The following is a 20,102-nucleotide window of genomic DNA, read 5'->3' as shown; positions in this document are numbered from 1 at the left end:
GACATTGATCTGAGAGACAGGAGAAAAGCGAATAACCATACTAAAGGGGCGAATCATCATGAGCCAAAAGATACAAAGAAAGCAGACAAAAGAGAATCGATCCAGAGGTCTCTTCATCGTATCGATTCTCATTTCAATATGGATCTTCTGGACGCCCAAGATCGCACATGCCCAGGCCCAGTGGACAGATCAAAGCGGGCTTAGCTTGACGACAACTGTGAACGTCGGCATCGGGACGACGAGTCCGACCGCAGGCTACAAATTAGATATCGTTCACCCACAAGTTGGTCTAGGAGGAGAACACGGATTAAGAGTCGTGGCTGGCAATACGATCACTGATAATGTTGTTTACTTTTCAGGGAATCCAAGCGCTGGATTTGATTTTATAATGAAGTATAACGGAAACGTTGGTATCGGGACGACAGAACCTGGCGCCAAGTTACATATTGTTGGGAATGGCAATCAGAGTGGCCTTCTACTACTTCGTTCTTCTTCGCCAGGGCTTGATGGGACGCTCGCTTCTTTGGGCACTTTCGGTTTTATCAACACTGACTCTACAGGAAATTCATATTGGAGTTTGGGCCACCGCTACAATGGAGACGCAAACGCGTGGATTAGAACATATACAATGCCACTTGTTCAAACCATGTTGGATACCGATGGCAATTTTAGAGTTTTGACCGATACTTCTACAACCTCTTCTCCGCCTTCCTTCACAGATCGATTTATAGTAACAAATACCGGCAATGTCGGCATCGGGACTACTCCGTCTACAGGGTACAGATTAGATATCCTTCAACCGCAGATTGGCGTTGGAAACCATGGATTAAGAGTCGTGGCTGGCAATACGATTACTGATAATGTCGTTTACTTTTCAGGGAATCCAAGTTTAGGATTTGATTTTATAATGAAGCAGAACGGAAACGTCGGCATCGGGACATCCTCTCCTTCTACCAAACTCCATGTGGTCGGCGATGTGACGGTCACCGGCAACATTGCCGCCAAGTACCAAGACGTGGCCGAGTGGGTGACCTCTCCCAAATCGATGCCTGCAGGAACGGTCGTGATTTTGGATGTAGAGCATTCCAATCAAGTCCTCCCCTCCGTGCGCTCCTATGATACGCGCGTGGCAGGGGTCATCTCTGAGACACCCGGATTGCTGCTCGGCGAAGGAGGAGAAGGGAAGGTCAAGGTCGCCACCACGGGAAGGGTGAAGATTAAAGTCGATGCCACGAAGAAGTCAGTTCAAGTCGGCGACTTGCTCGTCACCAGCGACAAAGAAGGAATCGCCATGAAATCGGAGCCGCTTGATTTGGGTGGGGTGCCGATCCACCGCCCCGGCACTTTAATCGGCAAAGCGCTCGAGCCGCTGAAAGAAGGAGAAGGAGAAATCCTCGTATTGTTGAGCTTACAATAAATGAGTATCCGCAATGGCGCTTAGATCGGAACCTCGTAAGGACATCTGTTAAAAATTACGACAGTGCATATTAAATTTTCATGAGATCGGATCAGAGAACGAAGATGTCATTCCGAAATGATCTGGATCATCTCAGGTTTACCGCTGTCGTATTCCCCTCCCATTTGACATTGGCGTCAAAATCTTTATAATAGAGAGCGAAAATCTCATTTCTTATAAAGGGTTTGATGAAGAAGTCTTATTTTTGGCTCCTCCACTTATTGATGATTGCCGCCGGCGCCTATTTTATCGCCGACATGGCGAATCTGGCGATCGGATCGCGCCTTGAAGCGTCGATCGAAGTCCCGAAGGCGCAGAATGCCGCGCTGCCGGTGGCGGCCAAAGGGGCGGGGCGCGATTACAACATCATCGTCGAAGGGAACATCTTCAACTCCAAGATGCGGGGGAAGAAACCGGAAGCTCCGACCGGCGGGCCGACGCAGTCGGTTGCGGATATCCCGGCGGCGCCGCGCGTTCCCCTCAATCAAAATTTGATCGGAACGGTCGTCGGAAGCGACGGGCAGTCGTACGCCGTCATTGAAGACGCCAAAACACACGAGCAGCTTCTCTATCGGATCGGCGATCTGATCGGAGAAGACGGCGCGGTCGCCAAGATCGGGCGGAACCGGGTTGAAGTTCGCCGCGGCACCGACAAAGAGATCTTGGAGGTCTCGCTCAATCCGGAAGACAAAGCCGCGCTGCGCGCGACCCCGACGGCGGTTTCCGCCGCTCCCGCCGGCACCCCCGGCAGCAACATTCGTCCATCCGGAAAGAACCGCTGGGTGATGGACCGGCGCGAGATCGACAACGCCGTCGACAACCTCCCGGCGCTTCTGACCAAGGCGCGGATCGTTCCGAATTTCGCCGACGGCAAGCCGGACGGCTTCCGGATCTTCGCCATCGCCGACGATTCCCTCTATTCGAAGATCGGCCTGCAAAACGGCGACATTCTCCATCGCGTCAACGGCATCGAAGTGAAAGACCCGCAGAACTTCCTCAAGGTTTTCGAGCAACTCAAGGATGAAAGCGCCATCACCGTCGATCTGGTTCGAAACAATCAAAAAGAGACGTTCAGCTACGATATTCGATAGGGGAAGTGTATGAAGAGACGCCTCGCGGCCTGTCTCGTGCTCTCGGTTGTGTTTGCGTCTGGAATCGGGGCACCTGCCCCCCTTCGCGCCCAAGAGCAGGGAAAAGCGCTGACCCCTCCTCCCATCAAAGAGGAGCGGCCTGCGGCCCCTGCGCCGCCCGCTTCACCCGCTTCGCCCGCTTCGAAAGACGATCACCCCATCCCGAAAGAAAAGATGATCACCCTCGACTTCAACAACGTCGATCTGCCGGTCTTCGTCAAATTCGTCAGTGAGCTGACCGGGAGGAACTTCGTCATCGACGAGCGGGTGAAGGGGAAGGTGACGATCTTCTCTCCGACGAAGGTGGCGGCCGACCGGGTCTACGATCTCTTCCTCTCGGTGCTGGAGCTGAAGGGATTCGGCGTCGTCCAGAGCGGGCCGGTCTATCAAATCCTTCCGATGACCGAGGTGCCCCCCGACCGGGCGGTCCATGTCTACACGCTGGAGAATACCCAGGCGGAAGAGATCGCGAAGGTGCTGCTGGGGCTGGTCGCGCGGACGGCGGCGCCGACCCGGCGGACCTCGCGGCCGACGGGGGAGCTGACCGGGACGGTCCAGATCCTCTCGGACAAGATCACCAACAGCCTGATCATCACGGCGACCAACGAAGATTTTGAGATCATCAAGGAGGTGATCCAGAAGCTCGACATGAAACGCCGGCAGGTCTATGTCGAAGCGGTGGTGCTCGAGCTGGAGGCCGACAAGCTGCGGCAGCTCGGAACCGACCTCGGCGCCGTCTTCGGCTACACGACCGGCAACGGCGATCTGGCGGCGATCGGCGGGTTCAATCAAAATCCGAGCGATCTGATCGCGCTCGCGCAGGTGCCGGGGGTGCAGGTCGGGACGGTAAATATCCGGGCGCTGCTCAACGCGTTGCAGTCGTCGACCGACGTGAATATCCTCTCGACGCCGCAGCTCTTGACGAGCGACAACCAAAAGGCGGAGATTGTCGTCGCCCAGAATGTTCCCTTTCCGGGGGCACAGAGCCAGACGGTCGGCGGGAACGTCCAGACGACGATCGAGCGGAAAGATGTCGGGATCATCCTGCGCCTCACCCCGCAGGTGCTGGAGAACGATCTGGTGAAGCTCGATGTCTATCAGGAGATCTCCTCCGTCGTCGACACGACCCAGACGGTCGGAACGGTCGTCCTCGGTCCGACGACCAATAAGCGGTCGGCGAACACCACCGTCATCGTTCACGATGCGCAGACGGTCGTCATCGGCGGTCTGATCCGGGACAACATCCAGATCACGGAGCGGAAGATTCCGCTGCTGGGGGATATCCCGCTGCTCGGCTGGTTTTTCAAATTTAAATCGCGGCGGATGGAGAAGACAAACCTCTTGATCTTCCTCACCCCCCATCTTGTTCGGGACTCGAAAGACTTCGACCCGATCCGGGAACGAAAGATCGAGCGGACGAAGGCGTTCATGAGCGAGAATCGGATGGAAGGGCGGGAGATCCGCGAGGACTTTTTAAATGAAATGATCAATCTTCCGGCGAGCCGGCCAACGAACGCCGAATGATGACGGATCATGGAATGAGGTTTTATTTTGGCCCTGTTGAAACGCCCGCTGATCGGGCAAATTCTCATCGAAAAACATGCGTTGACCCCCGCGCGGCTCGAAGAGGGGCTTCGCCTCCAGAAAGAGCAGGGGGGGAAAATCGGAGAGATCCTCGTCCGGTTGAAGTATGTCACCGAAGAGGCGGTCTTGGAGTCGCTCTCTCAGCAATGGCAGCTCCCCTATTCCCCTTCCCTCAATCCCAAAGAGATTGACCCGACGCTGACGGAGCGGGTTCCGATCTCCTTTGCCAAGCGGTATGAGCTTCTCCCCTTCAGACGAAACGGCAAGGCGATTCAGGTCGCCGCCTCCAACCCATTGCTTCTCTCGGCGCTCGACGACCTTCGGCTCCTCCTCGGCGAGCCGATCGAGGTGGTCGCCGTTCCCTCCAAGGCGGTGATCAGCAGCATCAACGCGATTTATGAGCGGGCGACCGCCGGCGCCGAGCAGGCGATCTCCGATCTGGCCGAGGGGGAGAGCCTCACCGCATTGGCGGAGGAGCTCGCCGAGCCGGAGGATCTCCTCGACGCGAGCGATGAAGCGCCGATGATCCGGCTGGTGAACTCGGTCCTCTTTCAGGCGGTTCAGCAGCGGGCTTCCGACATCCACTTCGAGCCGTTCGAAAAAGAGATCGCGATCCGGTACCGGATCGACGGGGTCCTTTATAATATCTTGGCCCCGCCGAAGCGGCTGCAGTCGGCCCTGACCTCCCGGATCAAGATCATGGCGGGGATGAACATCGCCGAGAAGCGGCTGCCGCAAGACGGCCGGATCGGATTGAAAATCGGCGGGCGCGAGATCGACATCCGGGTCTCGGCGGTCCCGACGGCGCACGGCGAGCGGCTGGTCCTCCGGCTGCTCGACAAGACGAGCCTCCTGCTCAGCCTGGAAGATGTCGGGCTTTCGGCCGAGGGGCTGTCGATCATGAACCAGCTGATCCGACTCCCCCACGGGATTATCTTGGTGACCGGGCCGACCGGGAGCGGGAAGACGACGACCCTCTACGCCGGGTTGAGCAAGATCAACTCGCCCGACAAAAACATCATCACGATCGAAGACCCGATCGAATACCAGCTGAAGGGGATCGGCCAGATTCAGATCAACCCGAAAATCCAACTAACCTTCGCCAGCGGCCTCCGGTCGATCCTGCGCCAAGATCCCGACGTCATCATGATCGGGGAGATCCGCGATTCGGAGACGGCGGAGATCGCGATTCACGCCTCGCTGACGGGGCATCTCGTCTTCTCGACCCTCCATACCAACGACTCGGCCGGTGCGATCACCCGGCTGCTCGACATGGGGATCGAGCCGTTTCTCGTTTCGTCCTCGGTCGTCGCGATCGTCGCCCAGCGGCTCGTCCGCCAGATCTGCCCGGAATGCCGGATCTCATACCGGCCGACGCCGGAAGAGCTGGCGAAGCTCGGCTTTAAAAAACCGGCCGCCGCCGACCTTCTCTTCTATCGAGGAAAGGGCTGTCCGTACTGCATCAACACCGGCTATCGGGGACGGGCCGGGATCTACGAAATTCTGGTCTTGGACGACGAGGTCCGGAACCTCGTCCTATCGAAAGTCGACTCCTCGAAGATCAAGGCGCGTGCCATCGCCAAAGGGATGCTGTCGCTGCGGGAAGACGGCGCGAGGCGGGTCGCCTCCGGACAGACGACGACGGAAGAGGTGTTGCGGGTGACGCAGGAGGAAATCTTTTAGCAGGCTGCTGAAAAAATCGACCTGCTTCGTCCTCGGTCGCTCGGGAATCCTCACGCACAATACAGTGCGCTGCGGGGTCCCTCGCTCCCCGCGAAATCGCGACCCACCTCCAGCAATAAAATGCTGGAAGTCCCGGAGGGGGCATCTGGAGCTTTTTGAGCAGCCTGAGGAGTATAGGGTTTTAAATAAGAATGGCGATTTACGAATACAAAGGACTCGATCTGCAGGGGAAGAACAAGGCCGGCGTCGTCGATGCCGACAATCCCCGGATGGCGCGGGCGAAGCTCCGGAAGAGCGGGATCTTCCCGGTGGAGATCGCCCAGACCCAGCAGGCGGCGACCGGGCTGTCGAAACCGGTCTTTACCTTCTCGGAGCGGGTGGCGCTCCCCGAGACGGCGGTGATGACCCGTCAGCTCTCGACGCTGCTCAGCGCCGGAATCTCGTTGATGGAGGCGCTCGGCGCGCTGACCGAGCAGGTGGAGAAGCCGGTCGCGAAGAAGATCTGGATCGATGTCCGGGAAGGGGTGAAGGAGGGGGTGTCGTTCGCCGATGCGCTGGCGCGCCATCCGAAAGTTTTCTCTCCCCTCTACCGGCAGATGGTCCGGGCCGGCGAGGCGAGCGGCACGCTCGACCGGATCTTGGTTCGGCTGGCCGATCATTTAGAGAATCAGGTCCGCCTTCGCAACAAGCTCTTTTCAATCCTGACCTATCCGGCGCTGATGCTGGTGGTGAGCGCCCTGATCTTGGTCTTCTTGATCTCGTTCGTCGTCCCGCGGGTCACCGCGATCTTTGCCGATCTCAATCAGGCGCTTCCTCTTCCGACGGTGATCCTCTTGGGGCTGAGCAACTTCCTGCGGAGCTATGGATGGCTGCTGATCGGGCTGGGGGTGATCATCGGAATGATGTACCGGCGGCACCTCCGGACCGCGGGGTGCCGCGAGCAGTACGACCGGTTTATCCTCCGCGTTCCACTCGTCGGAAGGGTCGCCCGGATGGTGGCGATCTCGCGCTTCACCCGGACCCTCGCCACGCTGTTGGCCAGCGGGGTGCCGCTGCTGATCTCGCTCGAGATCGTGCAGCAGGTGGTCGGCAACAAGGTGTTGGAGGAGGCGATCCAAGGGGCGCGGGGAAACATCCGCGAGGGGCAGAGCATCGCCGATCCGCTCAAGCGGAGCGGCCTCTTCCCGCCGCTCGTCACCCACATGATCGCGATCGGCGAGAAGAGCGGCGAGCTCGAAGGGATGCTCCAGAAGGTCTCGGAGGCATACGACAATGAGGTTGAAACGGTCGTGACCGGGATGACCTCGCTCCTTGCGCCGTTGATGATTCTCGGCATGGGGGCGGTCGTTCTCTTTATCGTCTTGGCGATTCTCCTGCCGATCTTCGAGGTGAGCCAAATCGTCAAATAATGCGGATTGCGGGTTGGAAAAAGAGGGTTCTGACCTGACTCCGAAATCCGCAATCGCCAATCCGCAATCGAATCAGGGAGGAATATGAAGCAACGAATGACGCTACAGAGATTTATTTTTAACAGACCGCTCTTTCCCAGGCATCCCGCCTGGTCGGCCGGATTGGGGCGATGGCTCCGACCGTCCCAAGCCGGATTCACGCTGATTGAGATCATGGTCGTCATCACGATCCTCGCCATCCTCGCGGTGCTCGTCGTCCCCAAGCTGGTCGGGCGGACCGATGAGGCGCGGCGGGTGGCGGCAAAGGTCCAGCTCAAGAACGTCGAAGAGGCGCTGCAGATGTATAAGCTCGACAGCGGCAACTATCCGAGCACGGAGCAGGGGCTCGACGCGTTGGTCCACAAACCGACGGTCGGCGAGATCCCGAAGAATTGGCGGGAAGGGGGCTATCTGCCGAAGGTGCCGAACGATCCCTGGGGAAACGCCTTTATTTATTCCAGTCCGGGCGCGCATGGCGACTATGACCTCGTCTCGCGCGGCGCCGACGGCGAGTCGGGCGGGGAGGGGAAAAACGCCGACATCGAGAGCTGGAACATGGAGTAGAAGTGGCAATGCGGATTTTGGAATGCGGATTGCGGAATGAAAAGAAAAGCAGGTTGTCCTTCACTCCGCAATCGAAGGGCTTCACCCTCCTAGAGTTGATGTTGGTCGTTCTGATCATGGCGGTGGTGGCGCTCTTTGTTTTTCCCCGGATCTCCTCGTTCGGCGCGGGCGACCTTAAATGGACGGCGCGGCATTTCGCCGGGCTGATCCAATATCTGGCTCAGGAATCGTCTACGACCAAGCAGACCTATCGCCTCTATTTTAACCTGGAGAACGGCGCCTACTGGGTCGGCACGCTCAAAGGGGATGGGGAGTTCGTCGAGACGACCGATCCGATGACCTCCCGCCGCATCCTGCCGCGGGAGGTCTCGTTTGTCGACGTTGTGACGCCGCAGCAGGGGAAGGTCAATCAGGGGGAGGCGTTCATGCAGATCTATCCGGTCGGATTGGAAAAGGCCTGGATTCATCTCAAGCAGGGCGACCGAAAATGGACGCTGGTGGTCAATCCACTGACCGGCCGGGTTAAGGTATATGACGAATATGTCGATGTCGACACGAGAAGCTAGCGGCTTTACCCTCATCGAGATCATGATCGCCCTGGCGGTCTTGGCGATTTCCCTGACGGTGCTCCTGGGGCTTCGGAACCGCGACATTGCGCTGTCGTCTTATACCGGCCATATCACGGAGGCGACACTGCTGGCGCGCCAGCTGGTCTCCGAGATCTCGTTCGCCGGCTTTCCGGACGTCGGGGAGCGGGAGGGAGATTTCGGCGAGGAGCATCCCGGATACAAATGGAAGCAGGAGGTCAAAGCGACCCCCTATGAGGTGGTGCGCGAGCTGAACGTCGATGTCCTCTGGAGAGAAGGGGGACACAACGAGACGGTCCATTTCACCACCTTTCTCTTTAACGCGAAGGGATAACGGGGCGGAATACATTGCGGATTGCGAATTGCGGATTGCAGACTAAAAGAGAAAAGAAGATCCGATGCTTATTCCGAATTCCGCACTCCGAAATCCGCAATCGTCACGGGTTCACCCTTCTTGAGATTATGATCTCGCTGGCGATCCTGGCGGTTCTCTTCACCCTGGTGTACGGCTCGTTTAATGCGACCTACCGCGCTTCGGAGCAGCTGGAGAAGGAGGCCGACGCCTACCGGCTGGCGCGGCTTGGTTTTTATTACCTGTCGAAAGACCTCAGCATGATCTATCAGGCGAAGCCGGTCTTCGCGCCGATCGGGCAGGGAGCGCCGCTCCCGCCGGCGACGATCACGGCGACCTCCCTTTTTAAGGGGGAAGATCGGACCCGGACGATCGACGGGACCGACTATCCGGACGATTCGATCCGGTTCACGGCGGTCTCGCACGGGCGGACGATGCGCGATGCGGCGGAGTCGGATTGGGCGGTGATCAGCTACCATCTGGAAGAGGGGCTGCTGATCCACGAGGAGGCGCTGTCGAACGAGCGGGTCGTCCGGAATGAGGTCGGAGAGGCGGTCCTCGGGATCCGTTTTCGCTACCTCGATTCGGCCGACCGGACCTGGGTCACCCAGTGGGATTCGGATCAGAAGAAGAGTCTCCCGCTGGCGGTGGAGATTGAATTGATTCTGAAAGGGCCGACCCGAGAGGGACGCCGGTTCAAAACGACGGTGGAGATCCCGCTCGGCGGCAAGCTGTCGTAGGAAGTGCAGAGCGAAGCCGGTATGCGCTGAACAGGCACATCATTAATGATCGCCGATGATTGCCCGATGATTGCCTCAGGGACGGCGAATCGGGTGAGAGAAGGGGGACGCGCTTTTTATCACGATGTTCAACTGGATCAAAAATCAGAAGCGAAAATGGGCGGTCTTTCTCGGCTATACACTCTTCGGCTTGGCGATGTTCCTCGTATTTTTCTATATGACCTTCCCCTTCTCCCTTCTGGAACTGCGGCTGATCGCGGCGATTGAGTCGGGGAGCGGCTGCCGGCTGGCGGTCGGGACGCGGGGGATCCATTTCCCGTTGCGGCTGGTCTGGCGCGATGTTCACCTCGACTGCCCCGGTCAGGCGATTCCGAAGTGGAACTTTCAGTCGATCGACGTCGACGTTGCCCCGCTGCCGCTTCTGTTCGCACGACAGGGGGAGGTCGACTTCCGGATCGGGGTCGCCGGCGGGTCGATCGTGGGGCATGCGACGGCGTTCCGGACCGCCGACGGCCTCTCCCTCACCGTCAAACAGGAAGGACGCAAGCTCAACCTGAGTCAGGTCGGAGTGACCGGCCTGCTCGATTTAGAGGGGGAAGGAAGCTGGATCGGTCCCGACCTGATGCGTGGGAAAGGGAACCTCACCTTCACGGCGAGCGGGGTGCAGGTCAAGCAGGTCGGGCAGTGGACCGTTCCGATCGGCGAGATGTCGTTTTCCGCCATTCATGGTAAGATCAATCTGCGCAACGGCATGCTGGTCGTCGAGCGGCTCACCGCCCAGGGGAGCGAGGTCGATCTGGCGAGCGATGGCGGCAATGTCATCCTCCGGCAGCCGCTCACAGGAAGCCTTCTCTCGCTGACGGTCAAGGCGACGCCGAAGGGGAGCCTGCAGCAGATGGCCGCTCTTTTCATTCAAGGATATTCGGGGCGGGAGCCGTTGACGGTCGGCTTGAAAGGGGCGATCGGTCAGCCGCAGATCTCGCTCAACGGAAAGCCGGTGGCGCTGCAATAAAAATTATAGAAGGTTTTTTATGGCCCAAATCATTCTCGGTTTAGATATCGGCCGCTATGCGATCAAGGGGGTTCGGATCGCCCGGACGCTGCGCGGGCTCCGTCTGATCGATGCGTTCGAGCAGAAGGTGGCGCGCCGCGGCGACGAGGCTGCGGCCGGCGACCCGCCGGGAGCACCGACCGGAGCGCTTCCGAACGAGGCGCAGCTCGACGCCCTCCGGCAGCTCCGCGCCGAGGGGAAGATCCGCGCCGGCGAGATGACCGCGGTGGCGCTGCCGGGCCACCTCGTCTCGACCCGGGAGCTCTCGCTTCCGTTTACCGACCCGAAGCGGCTCCGCCAGGTGGTCCCCTTCGAGATCGAAGGACAGCTCCCCTTCGACCTCGAAGAGGTCGTCATCGACTATCAGCTTCTTCGCCAAGGGCCGGCCTCGGAAGGAAGAGGGGAAGCCTCCTCGGTCGATCTCCGGGGTGGCGCCGCAACCGAGACTGCATCCCACCTCTTGGTCTCCGCCGTCCCGAGGGCCGCGCTCCGAAAGTATGTCGCCGCCCTCCAGTCGGTCGGAATCGATCCGGCCTGGGTCGGGGTCGATGCCGTCGCCCTGCAGACCTTCTATCAGCATTTCTGGGGGGCATCGCCGGCAGTCGATCATCGGAAGCAACCGCTCCGCGAGCCGCTTCTGCGCGAGCATCTTCTGATCGACCTCGGCGCCTCTAAAACGGTCCTCTGCGCGATCCGGGGGGGGACCCTCCGCTGGGCCCGCACCTTCCCGATCGGGTCGGATTTTTTCACCGAGGCGATTCAGAAAGAGTTCGATCTCTCCTGGGAAGAGGCCGAGCGGCGGAAAGAGGAGGTCGATCTGACCGCTCAGACCCCTCTGGCCGAGGCGGTTCAAAAAGCGGTCGGCGCCTGGCTGATGGAGATTGAAAAAACGCTGTCGCTCTTCGCCTTGGCGGAGCAGCCGGCCGGAACGGAGGCGCCTGCGCTCCTCCCGTTCTATATCTGTGGCGGGGGAGGGCAGATGAAGGGGCTCCAGGCCGCGATGGCGCAGGCGCTCCAGATGATGCCGGAGGGGCCCGACGAGCGGCTGCCGCCGATCGCGGGGCTGGCTGCGGAGCAGCTGGCGACCGCGCCGCGGCTCTATGCGCCGGCGCTGGGGCTGGCGCTGCCGCCGCAGGGGACGCCGATCAACTTTCGTCAGGGGGAGTTCGTCTTCGGGAAGGAGTCGATTGAGCGACGGCACCGGTGGGTCTCGATCGGGCTGGTCTTCCTCCTCCTGGTGGGGCTGATGGGGGGAGATTTCTATTTTCGCTACCGTCAGAAAGAGGCCCGTTTTGAGGAGCTGAAGCGGGATCTGCGCGCGTCGTTCACGCAGGCCTTTCCCCAATCGAAGAATGTCTCAAACGAGGTCGACCAGATCCGGTCTGCGATCGGCGAGCGGCGCCGGACCGGTGAGTTTCTCGGGGTCGGGGAGCAGAGCCCGCTGGAGGTGTTGAAGGAGGTGACCGCCGGCATTCCGATGGAGGTCCGGATCGACGTGACCGAGCTCGTCATCGACGGGAACAAGGTTCGGATCGAGGCGCAGACCGACTCGTACGACTCGGTCGACCGGATCCGGGGGGGATTGCTCAAGGCGGGACGCTATCAGGAGGTCAGCGTCAGCGACGCCAAGATCTCGGCCGATCAAGCACGGGTCAGTTTTCGGGTCCAGCTCACGCTGGGAGAGAGGGGGAAGGGTGATCGGAAGTCGTCTTAAAGGGGTCGATTCATTTTTGATGCGGCTCTCCCCCCGCGAGCGTTGGATCTTGGGAGGGGGCATCGGAATCGGTTTGGTACTGATCGTTTATTTTGTCCTCGTCGGCCCGGCCTGGGACCGGATGGTGACGCTCGACCGGCTGATCCCGCAGAAGGAAAAAGAGGCGCGCGAATTCGACAATCTCAAAGGGGAATATCTCGGCGTCGCGCAAGCGATCCAGGAAATCGAGCGGCGGCTACCGAACTCGAATCAGTTCTCCCCCCTCTCTTTTTTAGAAGAGACCGCCACGAAGAATCAGATCCGCGCGAACATCGCCTACATCCGTCCGCTGGCGCCGCAGCTCCGTGATCCCTACCGGGAGATTCCGGTCGAGGTGAAGGTGGAGAATGTGACGCTCGCCCGGATCGTCCCCTTTCTCTCCGCCGTTGAAAATGCCCCCTATCCGGTCCGGATCAAGCGGCTCGCGTTGAAGACCCGCTTCTCCGATCCGTCTTTGATGGACATCACCTTCCTCGTTTCTTCCTACGAGCGGATCGCTTCGTAATCGACTCAGTTGTTTCGATCTTGCTCGGTGACGGACACGGTGGGGAGGGGAATCCCCGGCCAGAAGTCGGCCTGGCAGAGGGCGGACACGCTTGGATCGATGATGGTGGTGGCGCATCCTTGCAAGATTTTTCCGTCCCGTGAGACGGTCGAGTTCGGGTCGATCAGCGCATTGAAGTGAAAGTCGGGTCCGGGATCGACATTATTCGTCTCATCCGTGTTGTCGAAGAAGAAGAGATTGATGAGGTCGAAGGCCAGGGTGAAAACGAATTCTTTCTCCGGTTTGCTTTTGATCTCCAGCACCGGAGAGATCGGCAAGTTGAAGATGGAGCTGATCGCCCCATTGGTCGCCTGAAACTGGGTGATCGGAATTAAGTAGGGATCGGTCGGCTTTCCGCCGGTGATCGGGAAGTTGACGAGCGAAAGGGGAAGTCCGGCCGTGATGGAGACCCAGCTGAAGTCGGTCGCGTTCGGGCTTCGTGAGATTAAGATCGCGCCGGGAACCGGGGTAAAGTTGTTGAGGTCGGGATCAGGATCGGCGGTGAGGTAAAAGCGGAGCCGGTGATCTTCGCAAACGTCGTTCGCACTGCAGAGCGGAATCGTCATCTCGAAATAACGGATCTCATATTGAACATGATCGTAGGTCCCCTGCGCCGGATCGCTTTTATTTTCAGTGAGCTGTGTGGTCAGTCCGGTCGTCAAAGAGACGACGAGGGGGCGGGTGTTGGCGACCCCGGAGCCGGTGCCGACATCGAAGACGGTGTAGCTCGGCGCCGTGCCGACGTTGGTGCCGAGCGTGTTGTCGAGGGCTTGGAAGAGCCTGAAGCTGTTAAAAGCAATCGTGAAACTTTGAGGGGTCAGGTTCCGGTCGGGGAAGGCATCGGTGCCCCCATCCCCCGTGGTGTCCTGAAGGATTTTGGCTTGAATCTTGGAAAGCGGGGTGATGCCGGGTGTGGTGGTGGTGACGTCGACGATCACCCCCGATTTCCCCTTTCCACAGCCGACGGCAAGAAAGAGTATGATGAGCAACGAAAAAAATAATTTCCCTTTGTGCATGGGCGGAGTATAGCAGAAGTGATTTCCGGGAACAACAAATTAAGAGACGAGGGGGGATTTGCCCTTCTGCTCAGCCTCTTGGTCGTTCTTCTCCTGACCGTGATTATCTTGGAGATCGACTTCCAGGCGCGCGCCGATCTGCGCGCCGCCGGGAATTTCCGCGACGACCTGAAAGCGTTCTATCTGGCCCGCTCGGCGGTGTCGGCCGGCCAGGCGATTTTGAAGGACGATGCAATCCACAGCAACAAATATGACGGCCTCGACGAGCTCTGGGCCTTTCCGGTTCCGGAGTATCCGCTGGGGGACGGGGTCCTCTCCGGCGTGATTACCGACGAGGCGGGGAAATTTAACCTGAACAGCCTCGTCGATGTGAACGGAAGGGGAACCGGCACCGCGGTGGAGGCGCGGCAGAAGCAGCTGCAGCGGCTGTTCAAGCTCCTTCATCTCAATCCCGATCTGGTCGATGCGATCGTCGATTGGGTTGATAAAGACAGCGAGCCGCGCCCTTTCGGCGCCGAAGAGGACACCTACAGCCGGCTCGAACCTTCTTACCATTGCAAGAACGCGCGGTTCGATACGCTGGAAGAGCTCCATATGGTGAAGGGGATCACCGACGAGGTCTATCGAAAGATCGCCCCCTATCTCACCGTCTACGGCGAGGGGAAGATCAACGTCAACACCGCCGACACGTTGGTCCTTCAGAGCCTCGATATCGAGGAGGGGATCGACGAAAGTGTCGCGCGCCGCCTCATCGAAAGCCGGCCGTATGAATCGACGACGGTGAAATTTATCGACGCGCTGCCGGCCGAGGTGAAGAATCGATTTCTCAAGACCAACACCAACACTTTTATCGACGTTCGGAGCAGTTACTTCACCATCCTGGCCGAGGGGCGGGTCCAGAACACCCGAAAAATCATCCATGCCGTCGTCCGGCGGGGCAGCCCGATGCAACTCCTTTATTTTAAGGTGGAATAGCCCCGCCCTCCACACCTTATCCACAGGTTATCTTCAGTAAATCCACAATATATTGTTGTTGATGAAATAATACCCTCTACCGGTGGTACTTTTCTCCTTGACAAAAAATCCGGTTTTCCCTACCATGGTTCATGTCACAACGATGTTCCATTCGTAATTCATTATCATAGCAATGCCCGCTTTTCAAGAATCTAGACGTACTAATTCAACTCCCTAATTTATTCTCAATATCCAGTAGACCTTAAGCTGTAGGAGGGCACCGATCGATGGAAATGACAGAGCAAATCGGAAAGGCAGGTGAAAAGCAAAACGGAGCGGCCTCCCAGTCGGATGTGGAGATCTCCCCAAACGCACTGCGCGTTTTGGAAAAGCGATACCTCGCCAAAAACCAGGAAGGTAAGGTGATCGAAACCCCGGAGCAGCTCTTTCGGCGAGTGGCCCGAAACATCGCAGAGGGAGACCGCCTCTACGATCCGAACGCCGACATCGACGCGGTCGAAAACAAATTTTATCACCTGATGGCATCGCTTCGATTCCTTCCGAACTCCCCCACCCTCATGAACGCCGGCCGCGACCTGCAGCAGCTCTCGGCCTGCTTCGTGTTGCCGGTCGAGGATTCGATGGAGTCGATCTTCGAGACGGTCAAGCAGGCGGCGATCATCCACAAGACCGGCGGCGGAACCGGCTTTTCGTTCTCGCGTCTTCGCCCCAAAGACGATGTCGTCCGCTCCACCGGCGGCGTCGCCTCCGGCCCGGTTTCTTTCATGAAAGTCTTCAACCATGCCACCGAGGCGGTGAAGCAGGGGGGAACGCGCCGCGGCGCCAACATGGGGATTCTGCGGGTCGATCATCCCGACATTCTCGAATTCATCGAGTGCAAGGCCGACACCAGCCAGATCATCAATTTCAACATCTCGGTGGCGATCACCGACCGGTTTATGGAGGCGTTCGAGAAGGATGAGGAGTACGAGCTGATCACCCCCCGCAACGGCCAGGTGGTGAAGAAGCTGCGCGCCCGGATGGTGATGGACAAGATCGCCGAGCAGGCGTGCGCCACCGGCGAGCCGGGGCTCTTCTTCATCGACGTCACCAACCGCGCCAACCCGACCCCGCAGGTCGCCGACATGGAGGCGACCAACCCCTGCGGCGAGCAGCCGCTCCTCCCCTATGAGAGCTGCAACCTCGGAAGCGTCAACGTCGAGCGGCATCTGGTAAGGGTCGGCGACAAATATCAGCTCGATTGGAAAGATCTCGAGAAGAGCATCCGCACCTCGATCCACTTCCTCGACAACGTCATCGATCAGAACCGCTACCCGATTCAGCAGATCGAAGAGATCACCCGGGCCAACCGGAAGATCGGCCTCGGCATCATGGGCTTCGCCCGGATGCTCTTCAAGCTCGAGATCCCCTACAACTCCGAGGCCGGGATCGAGATGGCCGGCAAGGTGATGGGATTCATCCGGGAGATCGGCTATGATGAATCGGCGCGGCTCGCCGAGCAGCGGGGCGTCTACAAATTCTGGGAGGGCTCGCTCCATCAAAAGCGGGGCCAGCGGATCCGCAACTCCTACGTGACGACCGTCGCGCCGACCGGGACGATCTCGATGATCGCAGATACCTCCGGGGGATGCGAGCCGGAATTCTCTTTAATCTGGTACAAGAACGTCATGGGGGGAGACCATCTCCCCTATGTTCTCGACTTCTTCATCGAGGTCGCCAAGCGCGAAGGCTTCTGGAGCGAGGATCTGCTCGATCGGATCATCAAGAACAAAGGGTCGGTCCACGGGATCGACCAGGTGCCGCCGCACTGGCAGCAGGTCTTTGCCACCTCGCACATGATCTCGCCGGAATGGCATGTCCGGATGCAGGCGGCCTTCCAGGAGCATACCGACTCGGCCGTCAGCAAGACGATCAACCTTCCGTCCAACGCCACCTCCAAAGAGGTGAAGGAGGCCTATCTGCTCGCCTACCAGCTCGGCTGCAAAGGGATCACCGTCTATCGCGACGGCGCCCGGCCCGATCAGGTGATGAATGTCGGCTCGTCGAAGAAGGGGGAGGCGAAAGCCGAAGCCGCCGCGATCCCGACCGATGAGGCGATGCTCCAGCCCGATCAGCCGCTGAGAATGGTCGCGCCGCGGCCCCGTCCCGAGGTCATGACCGGAATCACCACCCGCAAGCGGACCTCTTGCGGCGATCTCTACCTCACCGTCAACTCCGACGAGAAGGCGCTGCCGTTCGAGGCGTTCGCGACAATGGGAAAAGCGGGGGGGTGCGAGGGGTCGTTCAATGAAGCGATCGGCCGGCTGATCTCGCTTTGTCTCCGGGCCGGTGTGACGCCGCGGGATATCGTCAAACAGCTGATCGGCATCCGTTGCGACAAACCGTTCGGCATCGGGAAAGAGAAAGTCCTCTCCTGCTCCGACGCGGTGGCGAAGATCTTCAACCAGGCGCTGGAGCACAAGGTGCCGGAGAAGCGTTATCCCGATCCGACCGTCCAGATGGCTGCGGCCGTTTTAGAAGAGGTCGAGCAATCGAAGAAGGTCGCCTTCCCCTGCCCCGATTGCGGCTGCGAGCTCGAGTTCGCAGAGGGATGCGAGAAGTTCCACTTCTGCGGCTATTCTCGGTGCTATTAACCTTTTGAAACTTCCCCTCAGGTGAAGGTTCACCTGAGGGGGTTCATCGCAAGCCTCAGTCACCGATCTGCAATGGAGGATGCGACCAGCGGAGCTGAGTTCTAACGGATCGATCTCTTAACAATCAAAGGAGGCCCCTCGCATGGCAACAAAGACAGCGACGAAGAAAAAGGCGTTCGGCGGTTATGCAGTGAACTTCAACGGTGCGACCGAGTCGTTGGAGACGATTTTCGGGAAGAAGCCGATCAGCCCGGCGGAGATGACCAAAGTTCTCTGGGCCTATGTGAAAAAGAAAAAGCTCGGCGGCAAAGAGTAAGGAGCGGCGTTAGAACAAGAACCAACAGACCTTCTCTCTTTTTTAGAATAAATGAGAGAAGAGGAGGGCCCTTTTGTCTCGAATCAAAATAAATCTTCAACGCGTTCATCAACAGCGATCACTCCCTTTGAAGCTCTCCTTTTCCGAAAGGGCCCGCCGCTCTTCCGAAAAATTTCCCTGGCTCGGGTTTCGGCGGGAACATTGGATCGGGGTCTTTCTGGTCGACTTTGACTGCTTCGGAGGGGGTCTGACCTTCCGCTGGAAGAAAATCTCGGAGCGAGAGGCAGACGGAGGGCTCAAACTCTCCGGCGAGGGGGTTTAGTCGGACGAGCGCGCCTCTCCATTCTCAAGCGAAGGTGAAACAGAAGGGGCCGGTCCCAATGGATCGGCCTTTTTTATGACGCCGCTTTGACCCCGCGCGCTTTGAGCTCCGCTTCCAGATTCAAAAGCGCGGCGCGGCCGGTGTTTCCCTCGAAGATGTTGGCGAGGGAGTCGTCGGCATAGGCGATGTTTCGCTTGGCGAACGGATCGGTCGGGATCCGCTTCTGGTTCTCCCACGCTTTGAGACACGCTTTGGTGATGATCTTCCCGAGCGGCGGCGGATTGTAGAGAAGTTTTTTGATCATCAGCGGGTTCATCGAGAAGGGGTTGTAGTTGCGCGGGAGATACCCCTCCTCCACCAGCCGGTCGGCGAGCCCGGTGTGCGGCTGGATCCCGAGGAAGAAGAGCGCCGGATAGACCTGCCCCTCTCCCATGATTCCGACGATCTTTTTATACGAGGCGACACTCTCCATCAGCGTCTCCTCGGTGTCGCCGGGGGAGTTGAGCGAATAATTTAAGATCACCTTTCCGTCGAAGCCGGCCTCTTTTAGATAGCGGCATCCTTCGTAGAGCTTCTCCAACCGAAATCCCATCTTCAGCTCATCCAAGACCTTCTGCGAGCCGGAGGTGATCGCCACTTCCGTGTCGCCCAATCCCGATTTCACCATCAGCGCCGCCAGCTCTTTTGTGATCAGGCTCGTCCGGATATAGGCGCCCCACTCGATCTTCATTCCGCTCGCGACGATCCGCTCCATCGTCTCGGCGCAGTGGGGGTAATACTTCGACCCCGGAATCCACTGCGCGTCGGCGAACCAGAACCGCCGCGTTCCCCACCGATCGTAGAACGCTTTCATCTCGGCGACGACATTCTCCGCCGGACGGGTATAGACCCGCTTCCCTTCGATATAAGTGTAAAGGCAGAACTGGCAATCGTACGGGCAGCCGCGCTTCGTCTGAATTCCGATCGGCTCGTCGACGTAGGCTTTGTACTGCGGGAAGATCGATTCGATGTAGGCGGGGTCTTGGATTGAGTTGTCGAGCTTGACGACCTCTTTCTGGGTTCCGGTAAAAACTTGATCCCCCTTCCGGAAGATGCAGCGGTCGTTCATGATCGTCTTGTCTTCGTAAAGATTCAGCAGCGCATCTTCCCCCTCACCGATGATCCCGACGATCCCCTCCGGCAGCCTCCGAATAATCGCCTCGGAGAAGACCGAGAAAGCGCCGCCGCCGACGGCGACCTGTACCCGCGGGAACTCGCGGTGGACCTGCTCGAAGTAGGTGAAGTGCTCGCGGAGGTTGCTGTAGTAGATCCAGAGCTGCCGCAGCCCCTGGATCGACGCGGCTGCCTTCTTGATTGGGTTCAGCGAGTAGTAGAAATCGAAAGCATATTTGAGCGAGCCGTCCCCTTCGTGGGGTGCGAACAATTGGATGTCTCTCCAAGAAAAAGCAATCAGGTCCGGTTTAAAGTCGGAGATCGTTTCTCGGAGCGCGGCGTGGCGGTGCGGGCGGGCAATTTGAGACAGATCAAGAATCCGCTGCGGCGCTTCGGGATGATGCTGGTGGAGGAAGTGGGCGAGGTAGGTGACGCCCAAGGGGTAGACTTTTTTGCAGGGGAGGAAGATGTAGAGGACCGATTTGGGACGAGGCATTGCCGGGCTCCGATTGGAGATCAAAGATTATCATAGTTGAAAATGGAACGGCAAGGTCAAACCTTGCCGGCTGCGTTGGGTTCGGTTCGTATCGGTTCGGTTTGTATAGGGGGAAATCGGGGGTTGGTATCGGCTTGTGGGGTTTCACCCCACGCCCCGCCGTGGGGGCCGACTGCCCGGCCCCCTCCGGCCTCCCCGTGCAGCCGGGGGGAGATCCCCCCCGCTCCCCCCTTACGGTCACAACTTGTACCACGCGCGGAAGAGCACCGCGGATGGTACTTCGACAGGTGACCTGATTTG

The 20,102-nt window shown here is 58.9% G+C and carries 17 protein-coding genes and 1 pseudogene; 16 read left to right on the top strand and 2 right to left on the bottom strand.

Going from position 1 to position 20,102, the window contains the following annotated elements; all coding sequences use genetic code 11:
• Nucleotides 1-907 precede the first annotated feature (907 nt).
• The 12 genes from HY282_15105 to pilO all read left to right on the top strand — a co-directional run bounded on the left by HY282_15105 (nt 908) and on the right by pilO (nt 12,853).
• Entirely contained in the window at nt 908-1,417 is a 510-nt protein-coding gene (locus HY282_15105; protein MBI3805076.1) for a hypothetical protein, read from the top strand.
• A 227-nt stretch (nt 1,418-1,644) separates the two neighbouring features.
• On the top strand, nt 1,645-2,547 hold the full coding sequence (locus tag HY282_15100) for a hypothetical protein (GenBank protein ID MBI3805075.1): 903 nt from the start codon (nt 1,645-1,647) through the stop codon (nt 2,545-2,547).
• Between the two features lie 9 nt (nt 2,548-2,556).
• Nucleotides 2,557-4,110 carry a hypothetical protein gene (locus tag HY282_15095; protein ID MBI3805074.1) on the top strand — a complete coding sequence of 518 codons (1,554 nt, stop codon included), beginning with the start codon at nt 2,557-2,559 and terminating at the stop codon, nt 4,108-4,110.
• A gap of 33 nt (nt 4,111-4,143) precedes the next feature.
• A complete protein-coding gene (gene gspE, locus HY282_15090; protein MBI3805073.1) occupies nt 4,144-5,853 on the top strand; it encodes a type II secretion system ATPase GspE in 1,710 nt (569 codons plus the stop codon).
• 191 nt (nt 5,854-6,044) lie between these two features.
• A complete protein-coding gene (gspF, locus tag HY282_15085; protein MBI3805072.1) occupies nt 6,045-7,262 on the top strand; it encodes a type II secretion system inner membrane protein GspF in 1,218 nt (405 codons plus the stop codon).
• 96 nt (nt 7,263-7,358) lie between these two features.
• A complete protein-coding gene (gspG, locus tag HY282_15080; protein ID MBI3805071.1) occupies nt 7,359-7,865 on the top strand; it encodes a type II secretion system major pseudopilin GspG in 507 nt (168 codons plus the stop codon).
• Between the two features lie 8 nt (nt 7,866-7,873).
• The gene (locus HY282_15075; GenBank protein MBI3805070.1) at nt 7,874-8,431 is read left to right on the top strand and encodes a prepilin-type N-terminal cleavage/methylation domain-containing protein; all 558 of its coding nucleotides are present in this window, start codon (nt 7,874-7,876) and stop codon (nt 8,429-8,431) included.
• Nucleotides 8,412-8,786 (top strand): prepilin-type N-terminal cleavage/methylation domain-containing protein, encoded by a 375-nt coding sequence (locus tag HY282_15070; GenBank protein ID MBI3805069.1) that lies wholly within the window; start codon nt 8,412-8,414, stop codon nt 8,784-8,786. The genes HY282_15075 and HY282_15070 overlap by 20 nt, the downstream gene beginning before the upstream one ends.
• Nucleotides 8,787-8,914: 128 nt before the next feature.
• Entirely contained in the window at nt 8,915-9,544 is a 630-nt protein-coding gene (locus HY282_15065; protein ID MBI3805068.1) for a hypothetical protein, read from the top strand.
• A 124-nt stretch (nt 9,545-9,668) separates the two neighbouring features.
• On the top strand, nt 9,669-10,556 hold the full coding sequence (gene gspN / locus HY282_15060; protein ID MBI3805067.1) for a type II secretion system protein GspN: 888 nt from the start codon (nt 9,669-9,671) through the stop codon (nt 10,554-10,556).
• 19 nt (nt 10,557-10,575) lie between these two features.
• The gene (pilM, locus tag HY282_15055; protein MBI3805066.1) at nt 10,576-12,309 is read left to right on the top strand and encodes a pilus assembly protein PilM; all 1,734 of its coding nucleotides are present in this window, start codon (nt 10,576-10,578) and stop codon (nt 12,307-12,309) included.
• Nucleotides 12,290-12,853 carry a type 4a pilus biogenesis protein PilO gene (gene pilO, locus HY282_15050; protein MBI3805065.1) on the top strand — a complete coding sequence of 188 codons (564 nt, stop codon included), beginning with the start codon at nt 12,290-12,292 and terminating at the stop codon, nt 12,851-12,853. The genes pilM and pilO overlap by 20 nt, the downstream gene beginning before the upstream one ends.
• A gap of 5 nt (nt 12,854-12,858) precedes the next feature.
• Here the strand turns inward: pilO and HY282_15045 are convergent, their stop codons facing one another.
• Nucleotides 12,859-13,881: a hypothetical protein gene (locus tag HY282_15045; GenBank protein ID MBI3805064.1), complete on the bottom strand. Its 1,023-nt coding sequence runs from the start codon at nt 13,879-13,881 to the stop codon at nt 12,859-12,861.
• Between the two features lie 45 nt (nt 13,882-13,926).
• On the opposite strand from HY282_15045, the gene gspK reads away from it, so the two are divergent.
• From gspK to HY282_15025, 4 genes and pseudogenes are all read left to right on the top strand, one after another.
• A complete protein-coding gene (gspK, locus tag HY282_15040; protein ID MBI3805063.1) occupies nt 13,927-14,883 on the top strand; it encodes a type II secretion system minor pseudopilin GspK in 957 nt (318 codons plus the stop codon).
• A 266-nt stretch (nt 14,884-15,149) separates the two neighbouring features.
• Complete coding sequence (locus HY282_15035; protein ID MBI3805062.1) at nt 15,150-17,516, top strand: vitamin B12-dependent ribonucleotide reductase; 2,367 nt, start codon at nt 15,150-15,152, stop codon at nt 17,514-17,516.
• A gap of 79 nt (nt 17,517-17,595) precedes the next feature.
• Nucleotides 17,596-17,832, top strand: a pseudogene (locus tag HY282_15030) (hypothetical protein).
• 73 nt (nt 17,833-17,905) lie between these two features.
• The gene (locus tag HY282_15025; GenBank protein ID MBI3805061.1) at nt 17,906-18,154 is read left to right on the top strand and encodes a hypothetical protein; all 249 of its coding nucleotides are present in this window, start codon (nt 17,906-17,908) and stop codon (nt 18,152-18,154) included.
• Between the two features lie 73 nt (nt 18,155-18,227).
• On the opposite strand, the gene HY282_15020 is transcribed toward HY282_15025, so the two are convergent.
• Nucleotides 18,228-19,802, bottom strand: coding sequence for a radical SAM protein (locus HY282_15020; protein ID MBI3805060.1), 1,575 nt, complete (start codon nt 19,800-19,802; stop codon nt 18,228-18,230).
• Nucleotides 19,803-20,102 lie beyond the last annotated feature (300 nt).

The organism is Candidatus Manganitrophaceae bacterium (assembly GCA_016200325.1).
GTDB lineage: Bacteria > Nitrospirota > Nitrospiria > SBBL01 > Manganitrophaceae > Manganitrophus.
Note: the sequence above shows the minus strand (reverse complement) of the source record. Positions and strands in the feature narration are given on the sequence as shown.